The 18,771-nt window shown below is 58.9% G+C and carries 13 protein-coding genes; 6 read left to right on the top strand and 7 right to left on the bottom strand.

Features of this window, described 5'->3' with window-relative positions:
* Positions 1 to 70: 70 nt before the first annotated feature.
* The 3 genes from HHJ16_RS04845 to HHJ16_RS04855 all read right to left on the bottom strand — a co-directional run bounded on the left by HHJ16_RS04845 (position 71) and on the right by HHJ16_RS04855 (position 2,457).
* A complete protein-coding gene (locus tag HHJ16_RS04845) occupies positions 71 to 1,270 on the bottom strand; it encodes a DUF2252 family protein (RefSeq protein ID WP_293641191.1) in 1,200 nt (399 codons plus the stop codon).
* Between the two features lie 106 nt (positions 1,271 to 1,376).
* The gene (locus HHJ16_RS04850) at positions 1,377 to 1,730 is read right to left on the bottom strand and encodes a hypothetical protein (RefSeq protein ID WP_293641192.1); all 354 of its coding nucleotides are present in this window, start codon (positions 1,728 to 1,730) and stop codon (positions 1,377 to 1,379) included.
* A gap of 22 nt (positions 1,731 to 1,752) precedes the next feature.
* Positions 1,753 to 2,457, bottom strand: coding sequence for an MgtC/SapB family protein (locus tag HHJ16_RS04855; protein ID WP_293641193.1), 705 nt, complete (start codon positions 2,455 to 2,457; stop codon positions 1,753 to 1,755).
* Between the two features lie 605 nt (positions 2,458 to 3,062).
* Here HHJ16_RS04855 and HHJ16_RS04860 point away from each other — a divergent pair.
* Positions 3,063 to 3,350 carry a hypothetical protein gene (locus tag HHJ16_RS04860; protein WP_293641194.1) on the top strand — a complete coding sequence of 96 codons (288 nt, stop codon included), beginning with the start codon at positions 3,063 to 3,065 and terminating at the stop codon, positions 3,348 to 3,350.
* A 255-nt stretch (positions 3,351 to 3,605) separates the two neighbouring features.
* Complete coding sequence (locus HHJ16_RS04865; RefSeq protein ID WP_293641196.1) at positions 3,606 to 6,086, top strand: EAL domain-containing protein; 2,481 nt, start codon at positions 3,606 to 3,608, stop codon at positions 6,084 to 6,086.
* 24 nt (positions 6,087 to 6,110) lie between these two features.
* On the opposite strand, the gene HHJ16_RS04870 is transcribed toward HHJ16_RS04865, so the two are convergent.
* Together HHJ16_RS04870 and HHJ16_RS04875 are read right to left on the bottom strand one after the other, a co-directional pair.
* The gene (locus HHJ16_RS04870; protein ID WP_293641198.1) at positions 6,111 to 9,455 is read right to left on the bottom strand and encodes a carboxyl transferase domain-containing protein; all 3,345 of its coding nucleotides are present in this window, start codon (positions 9,453 to 9,455) and stop codon (positions 6,111 to 6,113) included.
* A complete protein-coding gene (locus tag HHJ16_RS04875; protein WP_293641200.1) occupies positions 9,455 to 11,068 on the bottom strand; it encodes an AMP-binding protein in 1,614 nt (537 codons plus the stop codon). Before HHJ16_RS04875 ends, HHJ16_RS04870 begins: the two co-directional genes overlap by 1 nt.
* A 79-nt stretch (positions 11,069 to 11,147) precedes the next feature.
* Between HHJ16_RS04875 and HHJ16_RS04880 the strand changes: the two genes are divergently transcribed.
* Positions 11,148 to 11,834 carry a TetR/AcrR family transcriptional regulator gene (locus HHJ16_RS04880; RefSeq protein WP_293641202.1) on the top strand — a complete coding sequence of 229 codons (687 nt, stop codon included), beginning with the start codon at positions 11,148 to 11,150 and terminating at the stop codon, positions 11,832 to 11,834.
* Between the two features lie 83 nt (positions 11,835 to 11,917).
* On the opposite strand, the gene HHJ16_RS04885 is transcribed toward HHJ16_RS04880, so the two are convergent.
* On the bottom strand, positions 11,918 to 14,911 hold the full coding sequence (locus HHJ16_RS04885) for an L-glutamate gamma-semialdehyde dehydrogenase (protein WP_293641204.1): 2,994 nt from the start codon (positions 14,909 to 14,911) through the stop codon (positions 11,918 to 11,920).
* A 126-nt stretch (positions 14,912 to 15,037) separates the two neighbouring features.
* Between HHJ16_RS04885 and HHJ16_RS04890 the strand changes: the two genes are divergently transcribed.
* On the top strand, positions 15,038 to 15,517 hold the full coding sequence (locus tag HHJ16_RS04890; RefSeq protein ID WP_293641206.1) for an Lrp/AsnC ligand binding domain-containing protein: 480 nt from the start codon (positions 15,038 to 15,040) through the stop codon (positions 15,515 to 15,517).
* A 155-nt stretch (positions 15,518 to 15,672) separates the two neighbouring features.
* The gene (locus HHJ16_RS04895) at positions 15,673 to 16,812 is read left to right on the top strand and encodes an ABC transporter substrate-binding protein (RefSeq protein WP_293641209.1); all 1,140 of its coding nucleotides are present in this window, start codon (positions 15,673 to 15,675) and stop codon (positions 16,810 to 16,812) included.
* 131 nt (positions 16,813 to 16,943) lie between these two features.
* Here HHJ16_RS04895 and HHJ16_RS04900 read toward each other — a convergent pair whose 3' ends face one another.
* Positions 16,944 to 17,678, bottom strand: a complete 735-nt coding sequence (locus tag HHJ16_RS04900; protein ID WP_293641212.1) for a YggS family pyridoxal phosphate-dependent enzyme — start codon at positions 17,676 to 17,678, stop codon at positions 16,944 to 16,946.
* A gap of 47 nt (positions 17,679 to 17,725) precedes the next feature.
* Between HHJ16_RS04900 and HHJ16_RS04905 the strand changes: the two genes are divergently transcribed.
* Complete coding sequence (locus tag HHJ16_RS04905) at positions 17,726 to 18,769, top strand: type IV pilus twitching motility protein PilT (RefSeq protein WP_293641214.1); 1,044 nt, start codon at positions 17,726 to 17,728, stop codon at positions 18,767 to 18,769.
* The last annotated feature ends 2 nt before the right edge of the window (positions 18,770 to 18,771 follow it).

Here is an 18,771-nt window from a genome sequence, read left to right on the forward strand (position 1 = left end):
TCTACATTGGGGAAGACTACTAAAAAAAACTTGATGACATCCGTTCTACAAGGTGAGGCCGGCGATTGAATCAAAGAGCAGCGTCTCGAAAGGCTTCCCATTGACTCTGGGTTGTTTTTGTCATCTCGCGTGAAATTTCAAGGACGGCCGGTATCCAGGTGCCAGCTTGTGCGAAATCGATCAGTTCACCGGCGTTGGCCGCGCCGCCTCGTCCCGCAGCGCGCAGCTGATCCCAAGCCAGGATGCGGCCCATTGTGCTGACAACTTCCCGGAGTTGATTGATCTTCTTTCCCCAATCGCCGATCGCAACTCTGTCTTCTGACGGTTGCAAGCCCTTCAAAACGCAAGGCAGGCCTTCGAACAAAACGGGAAAAAGAAACGCATGATCCACACTTTGCATACGTTTTTGCACCGTAACAACGCGTGAGGCCTCATCCGGCCACGCAGGCTGATGAATGCCGCAGCGCTTAAGACGGTCTTGAAGCGCGGAAGGTTTTGCTTCTTTGAGATCAAGCAAATAGTTCCGATCCGGCGAGCCCTTGCCCTCGACCAAAATGACATAACGCTGCACGCCGAGACTGCCGGTACCTGCGATTCGTCGTGCGACGTCCAGCACCTTGAAGAAGCCAGGATTAGGCTGCTCAGCGGCAAAACGGGTCATGAATTCGATGACCTTGTCTCGCTGAATGGCGTCAACGGAGAGCGCCTTTACGCCGTCGATTTTCAGTTGTCGCTGACCATTTTTCCGGACGGTCCGGCCATCGAGAAATTCCGACCGGACACGCTTTTGCAGCGTCACGAACAGGTCCCGAACAAGTCCGGAAGAGGTTTCGGGTTCTACCCAGAGCGGCTTGCCGCGAATCAAGGCCGCCTGATAGCTGGTCAGACAGTCGCGGCTGACAGCCAGCGCTTCCGCCGCTGTGGCGCTCAAGGCCTTGGCACCGCACTGGATACTGGTCAGAAGCCGGACGATGTCCCAGGTGCAGGGTGCCAGGGCGGCTTCATCAAAATCGTTAATGTCGAAATAGACGAGGCGGTTGTCCGCCTTGTAGCTACCGAAGTTCTCGAAGTGCATATCTCCGCAGGACCAGGACAGCGGCGCTTTGGTGAGCGCGGATTCCTCCGGCAATGCGGCATAGAAGAGTTGACAGGCGCCCCGCAAGAAGACGAACGGGCTAGCCTTCATTTTTGCGTATTTCATCGCGAGCAGTTGGGGATCCCTTCCCGCGTTCGAGTGGCGAATGGAGTCGATGAGGGATACAGCGTGCATATTGACAAGGAATTTTGAAATCAGGTTTCATGGATAGAGGGGCCGATGCCGGTTCCGGTAAGTCCAGACGCTGGCAATTGATCCCGCTCAACGGACTTGCGGTGTTCTACGAAACCAGTGTCGCCGGTTCGCTCTCCCAACGAACGCTGCGCACACCCTTTTCCAATCCGAGGCGGCTGACTAATCGGACCAGGCCAGCACGCTCGGACACTGCGCACCAAATTCGGATCGTGACTTGCCGCAAGGGTCCCTGGCTTTGCGGTTCGTGAAATACGACCGGTGTGCCACCGGGGAAATTGATCAATTGCTGCCGAATGATGTGATTCACTTCCTCCACATCCGCGCTTCGGCAGGTCGCGGTGATTTGATAGGGAGAACGCCTTACGGTTTGGGAGGCGCCGATGCCGGGGCTAACCGACCAAAACCGGTTGAAAAGTAACTCAAATTTGCCGAGACGCATGGCAATTTCCTTTCCTTTATGTCTACGTTTCCAAAGCGTTTAAAACGGCCCAACGCGCGGCACTGACACCTTTTTCAAGGCTGATTCGACTCACTATCTGTTCCAACTGAAGATGATTACTTGGCGACGTGATCAAGTCCGCCCGAACCTCGAGTTGCCCTGCCAGAGGAAGATCCTCACTATGGAGCGATTGAATAATCAGTTGCGGCATGCCGTTGAGCATGTGCAGCATGAGCGTTCGAACATGGACTTCGTCGTCTGCGCGACAGACGATAGAGAGTCGATAGATGCCCTCCACTTCAGTCGCACTTTGCAGGCCTTGTTTGTTGATCAACTGACCGATCCCCCGAAGTAAAACATTGGCCCCCAAAATCGCGATCGCGCCGATTGTCCCTTTTAAGAGGGAACCGGTGCCTATCAAGACGCCAACTGCAGCCGAACACCATAAGGTGGCGGCGGTATTGAGCCCCCTGATATTGAGGCCTTCGCGCATGATGACGCCAGCGCCAAGAAAACCGATTCCCGATACCACTTGCGCGGCAATACGCGCATGGCCTTGCGGGTCTGCGGAAAATTCGGAAACAGTGACAAAAAGGCAGGCGCCGGCCGCTACCAGCGCATTGGTTCGCAGGCCGGCCATCCTCTGACGTATCTGCCGCTCTGCTCCGATGAGGGAGCCGAGTACCAATGCGACGGTGACGCGCAAAGTGAAAACATCCCAATCCATTACCAATCACCTCCGCAATCGTTAAATCCCTGTGATCCGAGCGTCACGACAGTGAGCTTCTTAACGTGGCAGGAAGCCGGCTGTTGAGGGTTTTGAAGATCATTTTGAGCACTCCTAAGTTCGACATACAGCCTCAGGCTAAAGCCAACGTCAACGGAAATGCCGGGTGGCCCAAATCAAGGACGACCAGTTCAACTGGTCAAACCAAAATCTGGGCATTGCGGTTCATTTGCGGCTCGCCAAAGCGAAGCGCAAATCACCGAAGTCCGGCGAACAATAGGAGGGAGGTCAAACATTCGCCCGATGGGCGAGGAAACTGCTTTGATTGACGCACCGTCCCGCTTTGCAGCGGGACGGCGGTATGAGAATAGACTCGTGCCGCGGATCCCGCTAATTACTTGCTAGGTCTACTAGGGCAACTGTCCATGGTGGGTAAAACCCGGTTGTTAAGATGTTGCGGATTCTCAATTGACTCTGAAGCCATGTCAACCCTCTTTTTGTAAAAAATTGCCGTGATTTGGCCGACCTGCTCGTTGGCTTTCTCCTACAAAAACGGCGTTTTAGTGCCTACACCCTTCGCGAGCCGGAACTGCGATAGTTCTTTGATGATCAAGCCAATTTCAGTTGTTTTTCGACCGCGCGCGGCTTCTCAAGCAGGCGCCGGAAAAGGCCTGGCGGTGAAGTCGCCACCGGCCAATAGGACAGGTACGCTCCAGAATGCTTCGGTGGACGTCAGCCTGCAGTTGCCGCACGAACGCGATCAATCCGTCGACATGACAGCACGAGAAACAAGCTCTGTCGTGGAGCAGGCCCGTCGAGATTTGGCAAAAGGGTTGCAAGACACGAGTAAAGGCGCCGAGATGGACGCTGCCTACAAAAAACTCGCCCCCTAGCCTGCCTCGGCAAGCCAGGTTCCTGAATTATTCCCAATAGCCCGCGCCAGTCCTGCTGCGCCAACGCGTAGGATTGGCATCTGTCAGATCGAGCTCTAAACACAGGGCACTCCAGCGCCGGTTACCACTTCCGCATGCTTGCCATTTCAGACCGGCCGACGCATCCATGACTAGGCCGCGCCACGCCGAAAAGCGATAAGCTCGGCAATCGCCAAATTGCGTATTTCCGCCGAGTTTTTTTTACCGGTTCACACCATGCCGCCTGCTAATCCGTCCGCTTCGCAACGTCTCCCCGGCGACGACACGCTTGATCCAGCCGCTCAATTGCGCGGACTGCTCGAACGTGCGGCGGGCGCTGGCAGCTGGACGCTGGAAGTCAATTTCCGACGCCTGAGCTGGACTGAACCGCTTGCAGAGTTGCTTGAAATGCCGCGCGATGTGGCGCCTGCGTTCGGAGACGCGCTGAGCTTCTATGCCCCGGAATCTCGAGCGCTGATGGCGGCAGCGTTAGAAGCGTGTAGGGGTAGTGCGACGCCGTTTGATGAAACGGTTCAGATCATCACGGCGCGCGGAAGGCGGGTCTGGGTGCGCTCGCTGGGAGAGGGTTTGCGTGATGCTTCGGGGAGTGTCGTGCGGATTCAGGGGGTGCTTCAAGACCTCACTGCCAAAAAACGAGCCGAGCAGGAGTCGCTGCGCCTGACGATGCGTTTGAGCACGACGCTGGCCAGCATCACGGACGTTTTCGTCACCCTTGATCGCGAGGGCCGCTTTACCTATGTCAACCGTGAGAGCGAACGCCTGCTGGGCCGCACGAGCGCTGAACTGTTAGGCCAGATTATCTGGCGGGAACTTGATGGAAGTGGCGGCAGTCGGCTGCGTCGGGAGCTACTGGAGGCGCTAAGGAGCGGGCAGAACATTGAGTTTGAAGAGTTCTATTCAGGGCTGGGAAAATGGCTGGAGCTCCGCGTTTATCCTTTTGAGGAAGGCCTCGCGGTGTACTTCCGCGACGTCAGCGACAGACGCCGCGCTCAAGAGCAAATGTTGCTACTGCAGACCAGTATTTCGCGCTTGAACGACGTTGTGCTGATTACCGAGGCCGGCTCAATTGATGCGCCCGGCCCACGGATTGTGTTTGTCAACGACGCCTTTGAGCGAAACACCGGATACAGCCGCGACGAAGTGCTGGGGCAGACACCACGCATGTTGCAAGGGCCGCTTACCCAGCGCCCGGAGTTGGACCGTATCCGCGCGGCGCTGCAGCAGTCGCAGCCAGTCCGGGCAGAGCTTATCAACTACAAAAAAAACGGTGAATTGTTTTGGCTGGAGCTGGAGATCGTTCCAGTGGACTATTTCAGCCGGGGGCTCACTCACTGGATTGCCGTCGGACGCGACGTCACCGAGCGCAAGGCCGCAGAAGATGAAATTGAATATTTGGCGTTTTACGATGCGCTGACGCAGCTGCCCAACCGCCAACTGCTGATGGACCGTCTGCAACGCGCGCTGTCTCAGGGCGTGGAGCACACCAAGATCGGGGCGCTGATGTTTATCGACCTCGATCACTTCAAGGTGCTCAACGACACGCTCGGGCACTCAAAAGGAGACTTGTTGTTGCAAAAAGTGGCCTCGCGCCTGAGTGCATGTGTGCGGGCCAGCGACACAGTGGCGCGTTTGGGCGGCGATGAATTTGTGGTCATGCTGGAAGACTTGGGAGAAAATTCAGAAGCCGTTACCGCTAGAACCAAAGTCATCGGCGAACAAATCCTGGCCGCGCTTATTGAGCCTTACGATCTCGCGGGTCACCAGCATCACAGCACCTGCAGCATCGGCATCACCTTATTCAGCAGTCACCAGCAGAGCATAGGCGACCTGCTCAAGCAAGCTGATCTGGCGATGTATCAAGCCAAGGCGGCTGGGCGCAATGCAGTTTGTTTTTTTGACCCCGAGATGCAAGCGGCGGTCACTGCGAACGCAGCCTTGAATTCGGAACTTCGCCAGGGCCTGCGCGACCATGAATTTTTGCTGCATTATCAGCCGCAAGTGGGGCGTTACGGCCGCATGATCGGCGTCGAGGCACTTGTGCGCTGGCAGCACCCGCAACGCCAGCTGATTTTTCCGGATGCATTCATCTCGCAAGCCGAAGAGAGTGGGCTGATTCTGCCGTTGGGGCAGTGGGTGCTCGAGACCGCCTGCGCGCAACTGGCCACCTGGGCGAAGCGTCCGGAGACTGAAAACCTCAGCATCGCTGTGAACGTCAGCGTGCGCCAGTTCCGACACCCGGAGTTTGTGGACCTCGTGATGACCGCCATCAATCAGGCGGGAATCGACGCACAACGACTCAAGCTGGAACTGACTGAAACCTTGCTGGCCACCGACATCGACGTGACGATTGCCAAAATGGGGATGCTTAAAAACGCGGGCGTGACCTTGTCCATAGATGACTTCGGAATGGGCTATTCGGCGCTCTCCTACCTGAAACACCTTCCGTTGGACCAGCTAAAAATAGACCGCAGTTTTGTGAAGGACGTGTTGACCGACCCTAACGACGCCGCTATTGCGCGCACCATCATCGGGCTGGCGCAAAGCCTGGGGCTGGCCGTGATGGCCGAAGGCGTCGAGACCGAAGCCCAGCGCGAATTTTTGAATCGGCATGGTTGCGAATGCTACCAGGGCTACCTGTTTTGCAAAGCGCTACCGATCGACGAGCTGGAAGTTTTCATGCAAGGTCTGGCGCTTTGAAAGCGGGACCTTCTCGCCGCCGCTTCACCACGTGTCAATAAAACGCGATGTGTTGGCCGCTGCCGGGGCAAACTGCTGGGCGGATTGCAAACCCCGCACGAGCCAGTTTCGCGTTTGCGCCGGATCAATGACCGCGTCAATTTCCAGCGTCGTAGCCATGTTGATCGCGCTGCCATTGCTGTATTGTTTGGCCACCAACTGCTGGTACAAAGCCTCGCGTTGCGCCCCTTCGGATGCGGCCGCGAGTTCTTTGCGATAGCCGAGTTTTACCGCGCCTTCCAGACCCATGGCGCCAAATTCTCCGGTTGGCCAGGCGACGGTGAACAACGGGGAATGAAAGCCGCCCGCCGTCATGGCCATCGCGCCCAAGCCGTAACCTTTGCGCAGTATCACGCTGAAAAACGGCACGCGCAAATGCGCTGCGGCGATGAACAGGCGGCTGACGTGACGCACCTGCGCAGTGGCTTCAACGTCGGGGCCTACCATGAAACCTGGCGTATCGACCAGGCTGACCAGCGGCAAGCCGTGTGCGTTGCACAGCTGCATGAAGCGTGCCGCCTTGTCAGCCGCGTCGGCGTCAATGGCACCGCCAAGATGGAGCGGATTGTTGGCGATAAGGCCAACCGGTCGCCCCTCGATGCGCGCCAGCGCGGTGTGGATGCCGGCACCAAAACCGGTGCGCAGGTGCAGCAGGGAGTCCCGGTCCACCATGCCGTTCATCGCGGCGCGGGTGTCGTACACACGCAGCCGGTTTTCGGGTACCACGTCGCGCAATGCGGCGGCGGTCGGTGCGGTGAAGTCTTTCAGCGGGTGCTCGCGCGTTTGGAAGAAAGAGAGGTAGTGCTTGGCCGCGGCGACGGCCTGGGCCTCGTCGTCCACCAGCAGGTCGATCACGCCGTTTTTGTGCTGCACACTGGCCGGACCGATCTGCTCGGGCTTGAAGACGCCCAGACCGCCACCCTCGATCATGGCCGGGCCACCCATGCCAATATTGCTTTGTTGTGTGGCGATGATCACATCGCTGCAACCGAGTAGCGCCGCGTTACCGGCAAAGCAGCGTCCCGTCACGATGCCCAGCACCGGCACCAGGCCGTTCAGGCGCGCATAGCTGGCAAAAGTGCCGACATGCAAGCCTGCAACGATGGGCATATCGGTGTCGCCAGGGCGGCCGCCGCCGCCCTCGGAAAACAGGACGACGGGCAGCTTTTGTTGCAGCGCGAGGTCCAGCATGCGATCGGTCTTCTGATGATTGCGCAGGCCTTGGGTGCCGGCCAGTACGGTGGCGTCGTACGACATGACCACGACTCGGGGGTTGCCCGCCCAGACGTCGCGGGCTGCCTGGGGGCGGAACAAGGCGCTGTTGACGGAACCAATCCCGGTCACCATTCCGTCGGCGGGGGTGTTATTGATCAGGTCTTCCTCGCTGCGGCGGCTGCGTTGCGCAGCCACGGCAAGGGCGCCGTATTCGATGAAACTGTCTTCGTCACATAAGTCTGCGATGTTCTCGCGCGCAGTGCGTTGGCCGAGCGCCCGACGCTTGGCTACCGCACCGGGTCGGCCAGCATCGAGTGTGCGTGCGTGGCGGTCCAGCACACGCTGCAAGTCGGCTCGCATCGACCCCGGGGTCGGCCTCTCGGCGTCGTGCAGCAGCGCAAGTGTGTCCTCGGTCGGTTCCAGCAAAACCAGAATTTGGCCCTCACGAAGGTGCTCGCCGACTGCTACGCGGATCTCCGCCACGCGCCCTGCGCCGGGAGCATACAGAACATGCTCCATTTTCATCGCTTCGAGTACTGCGATCTGAGCATTCAACGGCACCCGTTGGCCCACCGTCACCGCCAGCTGCACCAGACGAGCGGGCATGGGCGCGCGCATTGCGACAAAGCGGTCATCCGCGAGGTCCTGAACGAAAGATCGGGAGCTTGGGCCTATCGCGTCTGTGTTTGGCGCTGTTGGCTCGGTAGCAGAGCTGGCGCCAATTGCTGCGGCGGTCGCCAGAAGTTCTTCCAGGTGCGTTTCCGCGAAGCGCGTGTCGATCCGCTGGTCGGCGAACTCGGGTCGCACCGCCAATGCGCGCAGCAGCAACAAATTGGTGGCCACGCCATCGATGCGGCATTCTTCAAGCGCGCGCCGCGAACGGCGCACCGCATCCGCAAAGGTCGTCGTGCCCGAATGGACGATGAGCTTGGCCAGCAGGGTGTCGTAGCGCGGAGACGGCGCGGCGCCATTGAAGCCATGCGTATCGACGCGAATACCGGGTCCCGATGGCAGGTCGAAGCGCTTCAGCGTTCCGCTGGACGGCCGTACGTTGCCTTGCGCGTCCAGCGTTTCGGCATTGATGCGCCATTGCACCGCAAAGCCCCTCGGACGGGGAGGATTCTCAGGGTCCAAGCCGAGCGCGGCAAGTGTCTGGCCAGCTGCAACGCTGATCTGCAATTGCACCAGGTCTAATCCCGTCACGGCTTCAGTGACCGTGTGCTCGACCTGCAGCCGCGGGTTAGCCTCGATAAAGACGAAAGGAAGCGCCGTCGATGTCTCGTCCACCAAAAACTCAAAGGTACCGAGACTGCGAAAGCCGACGGCTCTGGCCATCTTCAGTGCCGCGTTGGTAAGCTGAACCCGCAACCACTCTGGCAAGGAAGGGCTGGGCGCGATTTCCACCAGCTTCTGGAAGCGCCGCTGCAACGAGCAGTCGCGGTCTCCCAGGCTCATACTGTGCTGGCCGTCGCCAAGAATCTGTATTTCGATGTGGCGCGCCCGCACCATAAGCCGTTCGACATAGACGCCCTCCACGCCAAACGCCGCTCGGGCTTCGGAAACGCAGCGGGCATAGGCCTCGGGCAGGGAGTCAGCATCCAGCACCGCACGCATTCCACGGCCGCCCCCACCGCCGATCGCCTTGACCATCATGCCCGCACCGTTTTCCTGCGCCGCGAAGAACGCCTGAGCCTCCGCCAGAGTTACGGCGCATTGGCTGCCCGGCATTAGCGGTACTGCGCATTGTTGAGCCAGCGCCCGCGCGCGCGCCTTGTCACCAAAAAGGGAAAGATGCTCGACCGACGGGCCAATGAACACGATGCCCGCATCAGCGCAGGCGCGGGCGAAATCTGCGCGTTCGCTCAGGAAGCCGTAGCCCGGATGTAACGCGTCGCATCCATGCTTCGTTGCGACGGCGATGAGGCCCGCCATATCGAGGTAGGCCGCTGGCCCGGCCGCATTCAACGCCACCGCTTCGTCGGCGTAGCGCACATGCGGCGAGTCGGCGTCATCGTCCGCATACACGGCCAGACTCGCTACGCCAAGGTCGCGCACGGCACGCACCAATCGCAACGCGATTTCACCCCGGTTTGCAATCAGAATTTTTTTGAACATCAGGGCTGTTCCTTTAACAAGCGCCGCAACACCTTGCCGGCACCCGTAGCCGGTAGCGCGTCGATGAAGCGCACTTCACGCGGCGCCTTGTAGGTCGACATGTTTTCCCGCGCCCAGGCAATCAGCGCTGCGGCATCAATGCTCTGCCCCGGCTTGCGCACGATGAAAGCGCGGATAAGTTCGCCTTTGGTCGCATCTGGCACGCCGATGACGGCCGCCTGTGCCACGGCGGGGTGCTTGATCAGAATGGTTTCTACTTCTTCCGGAAACACGGCGTAGCCCGAGACCTTGATCATTTCCTTCAACCGGCCAGTAAAGGTGAGGTACCCATCGGGGTCCAACCGGCCCATGTCGCCGGTGTAGACCCAGCCGCTCTTCAGCGTTCTCGCAGTCGCCTCGGGTTGGTTCCAGTAGCCCTTGAATACCCCAGGGCTGCGCAACACGATCTCGCCGACTTCACCAGGTGGCACCGGCGCGCCGCTGTCGGGGTCCAGAATGCGGATCTCATTGCCGGGAATCGCCTTGCCGTGCGTGCCCCAGCGAATCGCGTTCCACGGCATGTAGGTGTCCACCGTGTGAGTTTCACTCAGGCCATAGGCGGCCTCAAACGAGCTGCAGTTGGGCGCGAGCTGTCGCCATTGCTGTGCCAGTAGCTCCGTCAAGGTGATGCCGAAGCTGGTCACGGGGTTCATCCGCAGGCTGGATAAATCGAATTCCCTCGCGTCCGGCAGCTGCATCGCCGCTAAATTCATGGGCGCTATGCTGTACCACCAAGTCACGCGGTGCCGCGAAATTGCCTGCAGCGTTGCGAGCGGATCGAAACGATACAGCAGCACGCTCGTGGCACCGGTGTACATCGTCACATTGATGCCCATCACCATCCCTGCGATATGGTAAAGCGGCGCAACGGCCAACATCACGTCGTCGCTGCTGACGCGGTTGCAGCCGGCCGCCGCAGCGGTCTTGAACAGGGCATTGCCGTAAGTCAGCATCGCGCCCTTGGGCAGACCTGTCGTGCCGGAGGTATAGGTCATCAGTGCCACATCGTCCATGGCCAGTTCCACCGAAGGCGCCAGATTTTCGGTACGCGTCGCCACTAGAAAATCTTCGCATCCCGTGGGGACCGTGCGCGGCTGAGCCTTCATCGCGAGCAGTTCAGGTGGCACGGTGATCGACGGCACTTCGGGCAGCAAGTCGGCATAGTGCACGACGAATACATGCTCCAGCGTGCTGGTACCGCGCACCTTGTCCACGACTGGAATCAGCGGCTCGGCGGCGACGATGACGCGCGCCTTCAAATCGTGCAGTTGGTAGTCCAACTCATGCTCCTTGAATAGCGGCCCACACGGGCAGACGATGGCACCGAGCTTTTGGATGCCATAGTGCGCCATGATGTACTGCGGACAGTTGTTCATGAACAGCGCAACAGGTTCACCTTTTTTGACACCAAGCTGGGCCAAGCGGGCGGCAAACGCGTCGCTGGCCCGGTCGAGCTCAGCGTAGGTCACCGATCGACCATACCAAAGGTAGGCCGCCTTGTCCGGCTGCTGAAGCGCGTGTTGCCGAAGGTATTCATGCAGGGGCTGATCGGGTTGATTGGCGGCAGATGACATGGCGTCACTTTCAGTAAATAAACAGTTGCTGACCAATATATACCCAGTAGTAGAATATTCCTACCAATTGGTATAACGCATGCGACACCAAACAAATACCATCCCGCCCGGACAAGCCATTCCCAGCCCCGCACAGTTAGCCCGCGGTCGCCAGAAGGCTGCGACTCAAAGCAGCAGAGAGAAGCGTGAACGCATTCTCAAGGTCGCGGAGCGGCTTTTCCACGAGCAGGGTTATGCCGACACCACGATGGCGCAAATCGTGCGTGAGCTCGGCATGACCAAGCCCTATGTCTACTACTACTTCCAAAACAAGCAGGAGATCTTCGAGCGACTGGCCTGGCGTCCCACAGTCGCTTGCTTTACTGTCCTGGACTTCGTGCCCGAAGACCAGCGACCGGCTCACATCAAGCTGGCGAGTGGTCTTGAAAGTCTGATTCGCGCCACGATCGAGCACTACCCCTCGGCCTTCTTTGCCTACCGGGATCCACAGGTCTTTCGGCCTGAATTCGCGGCGGCCCAAAAGAAGATCGCGAACCATTTCTACGAACGCTTGTGCGTGCTGATGGAGCAGGCGCACCGCGATGGAACGCTGGACTTCAATGAAACGAAAATTACGGCGCTGGCCGCCTGCAGCCTGCCGGGCTTTCTCTACAGCTGGTATCGGCCCGACGGTCGGCTGGGGGCTGAAGCGATGGTCAAGGTGCTCACCGAGCTGACGTGGCGAGTCATCGGCTTGCGCGAGCGACCGGACGCGGGATTTGCCTAGAAAAAACCATGGCCATTCACGCCACGGGCCCGCGCAGCCTTAGAGAGATCAATCAGTTACCCCGTTCAATCCGGCGCGACGGCTTAATGCACACCGGTCAACAGCGCCGCATTACCGCCCGCCGCCGTGGTGTTGACAGTGACGGTTTGCTCGGTACAAAAGCGGTATAGGTAGTGCGGCCCGCCAGCTTTCGGGCCGGTGCCGCTCAAACCTTCGCCGCCGAAGGGCTGTACACCGACCACCGCGCCAATCATGTTGCGGTTGACGTAGATATTGCCCACGTGAGCGGCTGCGGCCAGTGCTTGTGCGCGCGAATCGATGCGGGTCTGCAGTCCCAGCGTGAGGCCGTAACCGAGTGCGTTGATCTCCGCGATGACGGCTTCAGGCGTGCTGAGCGCACCGCTGCCCCAGCGCACGATTTGCAGGACAGGCCCGAAAATTTCGTCTTTTACGTCGTCCAGGCGCTTGACCTCGAAGGCGGCTGGTACAACGCTGTTAACCATTTCTGCTATTGAGGAAATAGCTTCTGATGCACGTACAGCCTGCGTTATGAGAACTTTTGACGTTGATTGAAGGCGCTGCAGATGCTTTTGAAGCTTGTCAAAAGCTTCGCGGTCGATCACCGGGCCGACATCGGTCGCCAGCTCAGCCGGGTTGCCCACCACCAGTTCCTGCGCAGCGCCTTCGATCATTTCGATCACGGCGTCCGCAATGCCTTCGTGCACGCACAGCAGACGCAGCGCCGAGCAGCGCTGGCCAGCTGAACGAAAGGCACTTTGCACCACGGCATCGGTCACCTGCTCGGGTAAAGCGGTGCTGTCCACCAGCATGACGTTGATACCGCCGGTCTCGGCGATCAGGGGAACAATGGGGCCGTCCTTAGCGGCCAGCGCCCGGTTAATAATTTTTGCAACCTGGGTGGAGCCGGTAAACACCACGCCAGCCACGCCGGCCGCAGCCACCAGCGCCGCACCGACGGTTTCGCCGGCCCCATGCAGCAATTGCAGCGCGTTTTCGGGTACACCGGCGTCATGCAAAAGCTTCACAGCAGCCGACGCCACGCCCGGCGTTTGTTCAGCGGGTTTTGCCAGCACCGTATTGCCCGTAGCCAGCGCAGCCGCCACCTGCCCGGTAAAAATGGCCAGCGGAAAATTCCACGGGCTGATGCAGACCCAGACGCCGCGCCCTGAAAGGCGCAGTTCGTTGGTTTCACCCGTCGGCCCGGGCATCGTCAATGGCTGCATGATGCGCTCGGCTTCGTTGGCGTAATAGCGCAGAAAGTCGACCGCCTCGCGTACTTCTGACACCGCATCGTCCCACGTTTTGAAGGCCTCCTTGACCAGCAACGCGCAGAACATCGGCAACTGCTGCTGAAGCGCATCCGCCGCGCGGCGAAGGATGGCGGCGCGATCGGCTACCGGCACTTTGCTCCACGTTTGATAGGTGCTCGTTGCCGTATTGATTGCGAGGTACGCCGATGCAGCATCAAATTCAGGCACGGCGGGTACATGAACAGTATTGAAGGCAGCCAGCAGCGGTGCGCGCATGCTCTCCACCGTCAAGTCCAGTCCAAGGCTGTTGGCGCGGCCGGGGCCATAGAGCACTGGCGGCAGCGGTAAAGAAGACGCCGGCTCTAACCGGAGCGGCGACGTCAACAGCTCGTCCATGCCCACCGATTCGTCGGCCAACTGGTGTACGAACGACGAATTAGCACCGTTTTCCAACAGGCGTCGCACCAGGTAAGCCAGAAGATCCCGGTGTGCCCCGACGGGCGCATAAACGCGGCAGCTGATCAGCGGATTCTTCAGCACTTCGCGGAACACGCCCTCCCCCATGCCGTGCAGACGCTGCAATTCAAAGGGCACTGCGTTGCGAGAAGCCAACTGCAAAATCGCGGCAATGGTGGCGGCGTTATGGCCGGCAAATTGCGGGTAAACGGCGTCGGGCGCGGCTAACAGGGCCTGCGCGCACGCCAGGTAAGACACGTCGGTATGGTGCTTGTGCGTGAACACCGGATAGTGCGGCAGACCCATTTCCTGCGCGCGTTTAATTTCCGAATCCCAGTACGCGCCTTTGACCAATCGGCACATCAGGCGCAGCTTGTAGTTGCGGCCGATGGCGATGATGTGATGAACCAAATCCAGTGCGCGAGTTTGATAGGCCTGCATCGCCAGACCAAACCCTTGCCACTGCGGGTGGTGCTGTGCCACCTTGGCGGCAAGAGCCTCAAACACCTCCAGAGATAGCTCCAGCCGGTCCACTTCCTCCGCATCAATGGTCAGGTTGATATTCGCCTTGGCGGCCAGATCGCAGAGGCCCCAAACGCGAGGCACCAACTCCGCCAGTACCCGCACTCGCTGCGCGTCCTCGTAGCGCGGATGCAGCGCGCTGAGCTTGATGGAGATCCCGTCATTTTGCTCGGTCGCTGTTGCTGAATTTGAATTGGAAGCGATTGATTTAATCGCTACGGTGTAGCTTTCCAAGTAGCTCAGGGCGTCTTTTTCAGTGCGCGCCCCCTCGCCGAGCATGTCATAGCTGAAGCGCAAATTCTTTATCTTCTTACGCGCATCGTCGGCTTCCTTCATGGCGTCGCCAATCGTTTGGCCCAGCACGAACTGGCGTCCCAGCAGCTGCACAGCGCGCAGCGTGGCGGCCACCACGGTCCGGGCTCCCAGCTTGCTCATGAGGCTGGACTGGCCGCCTTCTGGTAAAAACTTTTTCGACAGTGCGATCGCCGATGCCGACAAGCGGGCCATCACGCCGTCGCTGGCCCCGTCGAAATCGGCGCGCCCCAACTGATCTGCGGTCAAGGCAATGGCGGTTTCTGCGTCGGGCACCCGCAGCAACGCTTCCGCCAAACGCATCAGCGCCAACCCTTCAGCACTGGAGAGCGGGTATTCCTTGAGCAAGCTCTCCATCGCCCAAAAGGGTGGCGGGCTGGCGCGCACTGCCTGAACCCAGGGCCGCGCCGACTGGGCCGCTGCCGCCCAGTCGAGTACGCCTTCGACCGTGTGCAAATAGCTGGCCACAACGTCGGCCTCCGGGCGATAAGGAAATGGCAGACGAGGAAAGGACATCTAAGGCTCCATCAATTTTCAATTTTTTAAACGAATCAGTAAATTCGGTGTAGTAAGGCAATGTTCTCTTGAGTACCAACGAATTTCCCGCTAAATTTGCATTATTTACAAAATAAATCACTACTTATGCTGCAAACTCTTACCGATATTGACCGCCTGGACTTAAAAATACTGAATGTTCTTCAGCAGGATGGCCGGATGTCCAACCTGAAGCTGGCCGAGCAGGTGGCCCTGTCGCCTACCGCCGTCCTGGCGCGAGTTCAAAGGCTGACCCGGGACGCCTACATTCTGGGTTACGAGGCGCGGCTCAACCCGCTAAAGCTCGGCGCGGAGCTGATGGTGTTTGTCGAGGTGCTGCTGGATCGCACCACGCCAAACGTGTTCGAGGCGTTCAAGGCGGCGGTGCAGGTCTACCCGGAAATCATGGAGTGCCACATGGTGGCCGGCGGCTTTGACTATCTGCTCAAGACGCGCATGGCGGACATGGCCGCTTACCGTTCGTTTGCCGGCACCGTGCTCTGGCAACTGCCCGGTGTGCGGGAAACCCGCACCTATGCGGTGATGGAAGAGGTGAAAAATACCACCCGACTGGCGCTGGGGGTCTAGCGTTTTAAATTCATCAAACGGGCGTACCCTCGGTACCTGCCGAACTGGTCATCGATCACGTCCGCCAAATGTGCCGGCCTATGTCGCTGGCATCCCGTCGGAAATAGTGCCGCCGGGTTCAAAACAGTCAATCATTTTTTAGAGGAATCATCGCGATGAAGATAAAACAATGGTTGAGAATCACTGCGCTGCTGCTGCTCGTCGGCAGCGCTGCAAGCCATTCGGCAGAGACGGGTGTCACTGAGTCAGAAATACGAGTGGGTCAGTTCGCCGCCCAGACCGGCCCTGCGGCTGAACTGGGGAAACGAATGCAGATCGGCATCCTGGCCCAGTTCAACGCGGTCAATGCGGCTGGCGGCATTAACGGACGCATGCTCAAGTTGGTCTCGCGTGACGACGGCTATGAGCCGAAAAATGCCGCTGCCGCGGTCAAGGCCCTGATTGAGGAAGACAAAGTATTTGCGTTGATCGGCTCGGTAGGAACACCGACCACGCTGGCGGCCATGCCGACCATCAATGCAGCGGCGATACCTTTGGTCGGTCCGTTTACCGGCGCGCAGGCCCTGCGAGAACCGTTTAACCGCAACCTGTTCCATGTACGGGCGAGCTATTTCGATGAAACCGAGCGCATCGTCCAACACCTGAGTACGCTGGGCATCGTCAAGATTGCGGTGTTCTATCAAAACGACTCTTACGGCAAGGCCGGACTGGAGGGCGTGATGCGGGCGCTGGAGCAGCGCAAGCTCAAACCGGTGGCAAGTGTCTCGGTGGAACGCAACAGCGTGGACGTTGCCGCTCCGCTGGCGGCGATCCTTAAAGCCGCGCCCGAGGCCGTGATTCAGATCAGCGCCTACAAATCCTGCGCCGCTCTGATACAACAGGCCAAGGCGAAAGGCTATGGAGGTCAGTTTTTTAATGTGAGTTTTGTCGGCTCAAAAGCGCTTTCTGACGCACTTGGGGAGGGCGGTGTCGGCGTGACGATCTCTCAAGTGGTGCCGTTTCCCTACACGTCCTCGTCAGTCATTGTGCGGGAATACCAGCAGCGCATGCTGGAAGCGAGCCATCCAGACTTTGATTTTTCCAGCATGGAAGGCTTTCTGGCTGCAAAGGTGTTTACAGAGGGACTGCGCCGCGCTGGCCGGGGGTTGACGCGGGAGAGCTTTGTCACGGCACTCGAGTCCTTGCGCGACTACAACATGGGAGGCTTCACCATAAACTACAGTCCCAAAAATCATCAAGGCTCACGCTTTACCGACCTCACCCTTATTGGACGCGGTGGACGATTCGTTCGCTGATCCCGGGACCCGGCCCAACGTTATCGATTGCCCACCCGAGCGCGCGGCAAAGGTGCCGTCTGGTCAATGGCAGCCGACCCGATTGCGACTTTGACAGCAACGACGTTCGCACCGAGCGCATCGCACGGGCGTCAACTGCGGCTGCCAAAAATTGCCGTACCTATCCGCACCAGGGTGCTACCGGCATGAATGGCGGCCTCCAGATCTGCCGTCATGCCCAGCGACAGCGTGTCCATGGGCGTGTGCAGCGTGCCAGAGGCATTAACGGCATCAAAAATCGCTTTTGTCTTTGCGTGAAGTTCGCAGGCAGCTTCAAAATCAATCGCCGGCTCCGGGATAGCCATTAACCCGCGCAGTGTGAGACGAGGTAGTTGAGCAACTGCCTGGGCAAGCGCCTGCACTTCTGCCGGCGCAACGCCTGATTTGTTAACGCCATCATCCACGTTGACTTGCAAACAAATCTGCAATGGTGGCAAATGAGTCGGGCGCTGCTCGCTCAGACGCTGCGCAATCTTGAGCCGATCGACCGACTGCACCCAGTCAAAGTGTTCGGCCACGAGGCGAGTTTTATTGCTTTGTACGGGGCCGATGCAATGCCATTCCGTCAGGTTGGCGGTCGCGCCGGATGGCTCACCAGGCTGTGCCGCCTGCCAAAGACGCAACGCCGAAATTTTTTCCACTCCCTCTGCGATGTAGTTTTCTCCAAACGCGCGCTGGCCCGCAAGCACAGCCTCAATGACGGCCTCTGCAGCAAACTTTTTGGAGACTGCCAATAAATGCACGCGGGTCGGGTCGCGCCCTGCGGCAACGCACGCCGTGGTGATGCGCTCTCGAACAAGCTGAAGGTTGCGTGCAATCGTAGTCATAATCGGACTGTAAACTCAACCCCAGTAAAGTTCCCAAGGATACCCGGATGGACATCACGCAGTTGCTGGCCTTCAGCGTCAAGAACAAGGCGTCGGACTTGCATTTGTCGGCAGGCTTGCCCCCCATGATTCGGGTACACGGCGACGTGCGGCGCATCAATGTCGATCCGCTGGACCACAAGCAGGTGCATGCCATGGTGTATGACATCATGAACGACACGCAGCGGAAACACTTTGAAGAATTTTTAGAGGTTGATTTCTCTTTTGAAATTGAGGGCCTGGCGCGCTTTCGCGTCAATGCTTTCAACCACCAAAGAGGCGCCGGCGCAGTGCTTCGGACTATTCCTTCCAAAATTTTGACGCTGGAGCAACTCAACGCGCCCAAGATTTTCTGCGAATTGGCGCTGAAACCGCGCGGCATGGTGCTGGTGACCGGCCCGACGGGCTCCGGAAAGTCCACCACGTTGGCGGCCATGGTCAACCATTTGAACGAAAGCGAATACGGTCATGTGATCACGATAGAAGATCCGATCGAGTTTGTGCACGAATCCAAAAAATGTCTAATTAACCAGCGTGAGGTGGGTCCGCACACGCTCAGTTTCAGCGCTGCGCTGAGGTCCGCCCTGCGCGAAGATCCGGACGCAATTCTGGTGGGCGAGATGCGCGATCTTGAGACGATTCGCCTGGCCATGACCGCTGCTGAAACCGGTCACCTGGTGTTTGGCACCCTGCACACGTCCAGCGCGGCCAAAACGGTAGACCGGATTATTGACGTGTTTCCTGGCGAAGAAAAGGACATGATTCGCTCGATGTTGTCGGAGTCGCTGCAGGCCGTGATCTCGCAAACCCTGTGTAAGACCAAAGACGGCTCGGGTCGCGTGGCAGCACACGAAATCATGCTCGGCACAGGCGCCATTCGCAACCTGATCCGAGAAGGCAAGGTTGCGCAGATGTACTCGTCCATTCAGACCGGCAATAGCGCGGGTATGCAAACGTTGGACCAAAATCTGACTGACCTGGTGCAGCGCAATGTGATTTCTGCCTCAGAAGCACGCAGCAAAGCCAAAATCCCTGCAAATTTTCCCGGCTGAAA

Origin of the sequence: Polaromonas sp. (genome assembly GCF_012927485.1) — a bacterium.
Taxonomy (GTDB): domain Bacteria; phylum Pseudomonadota; class Gammaproteobacteria; order Burkholderiales; family Burkholderiaceae_C; genus Polaromonas.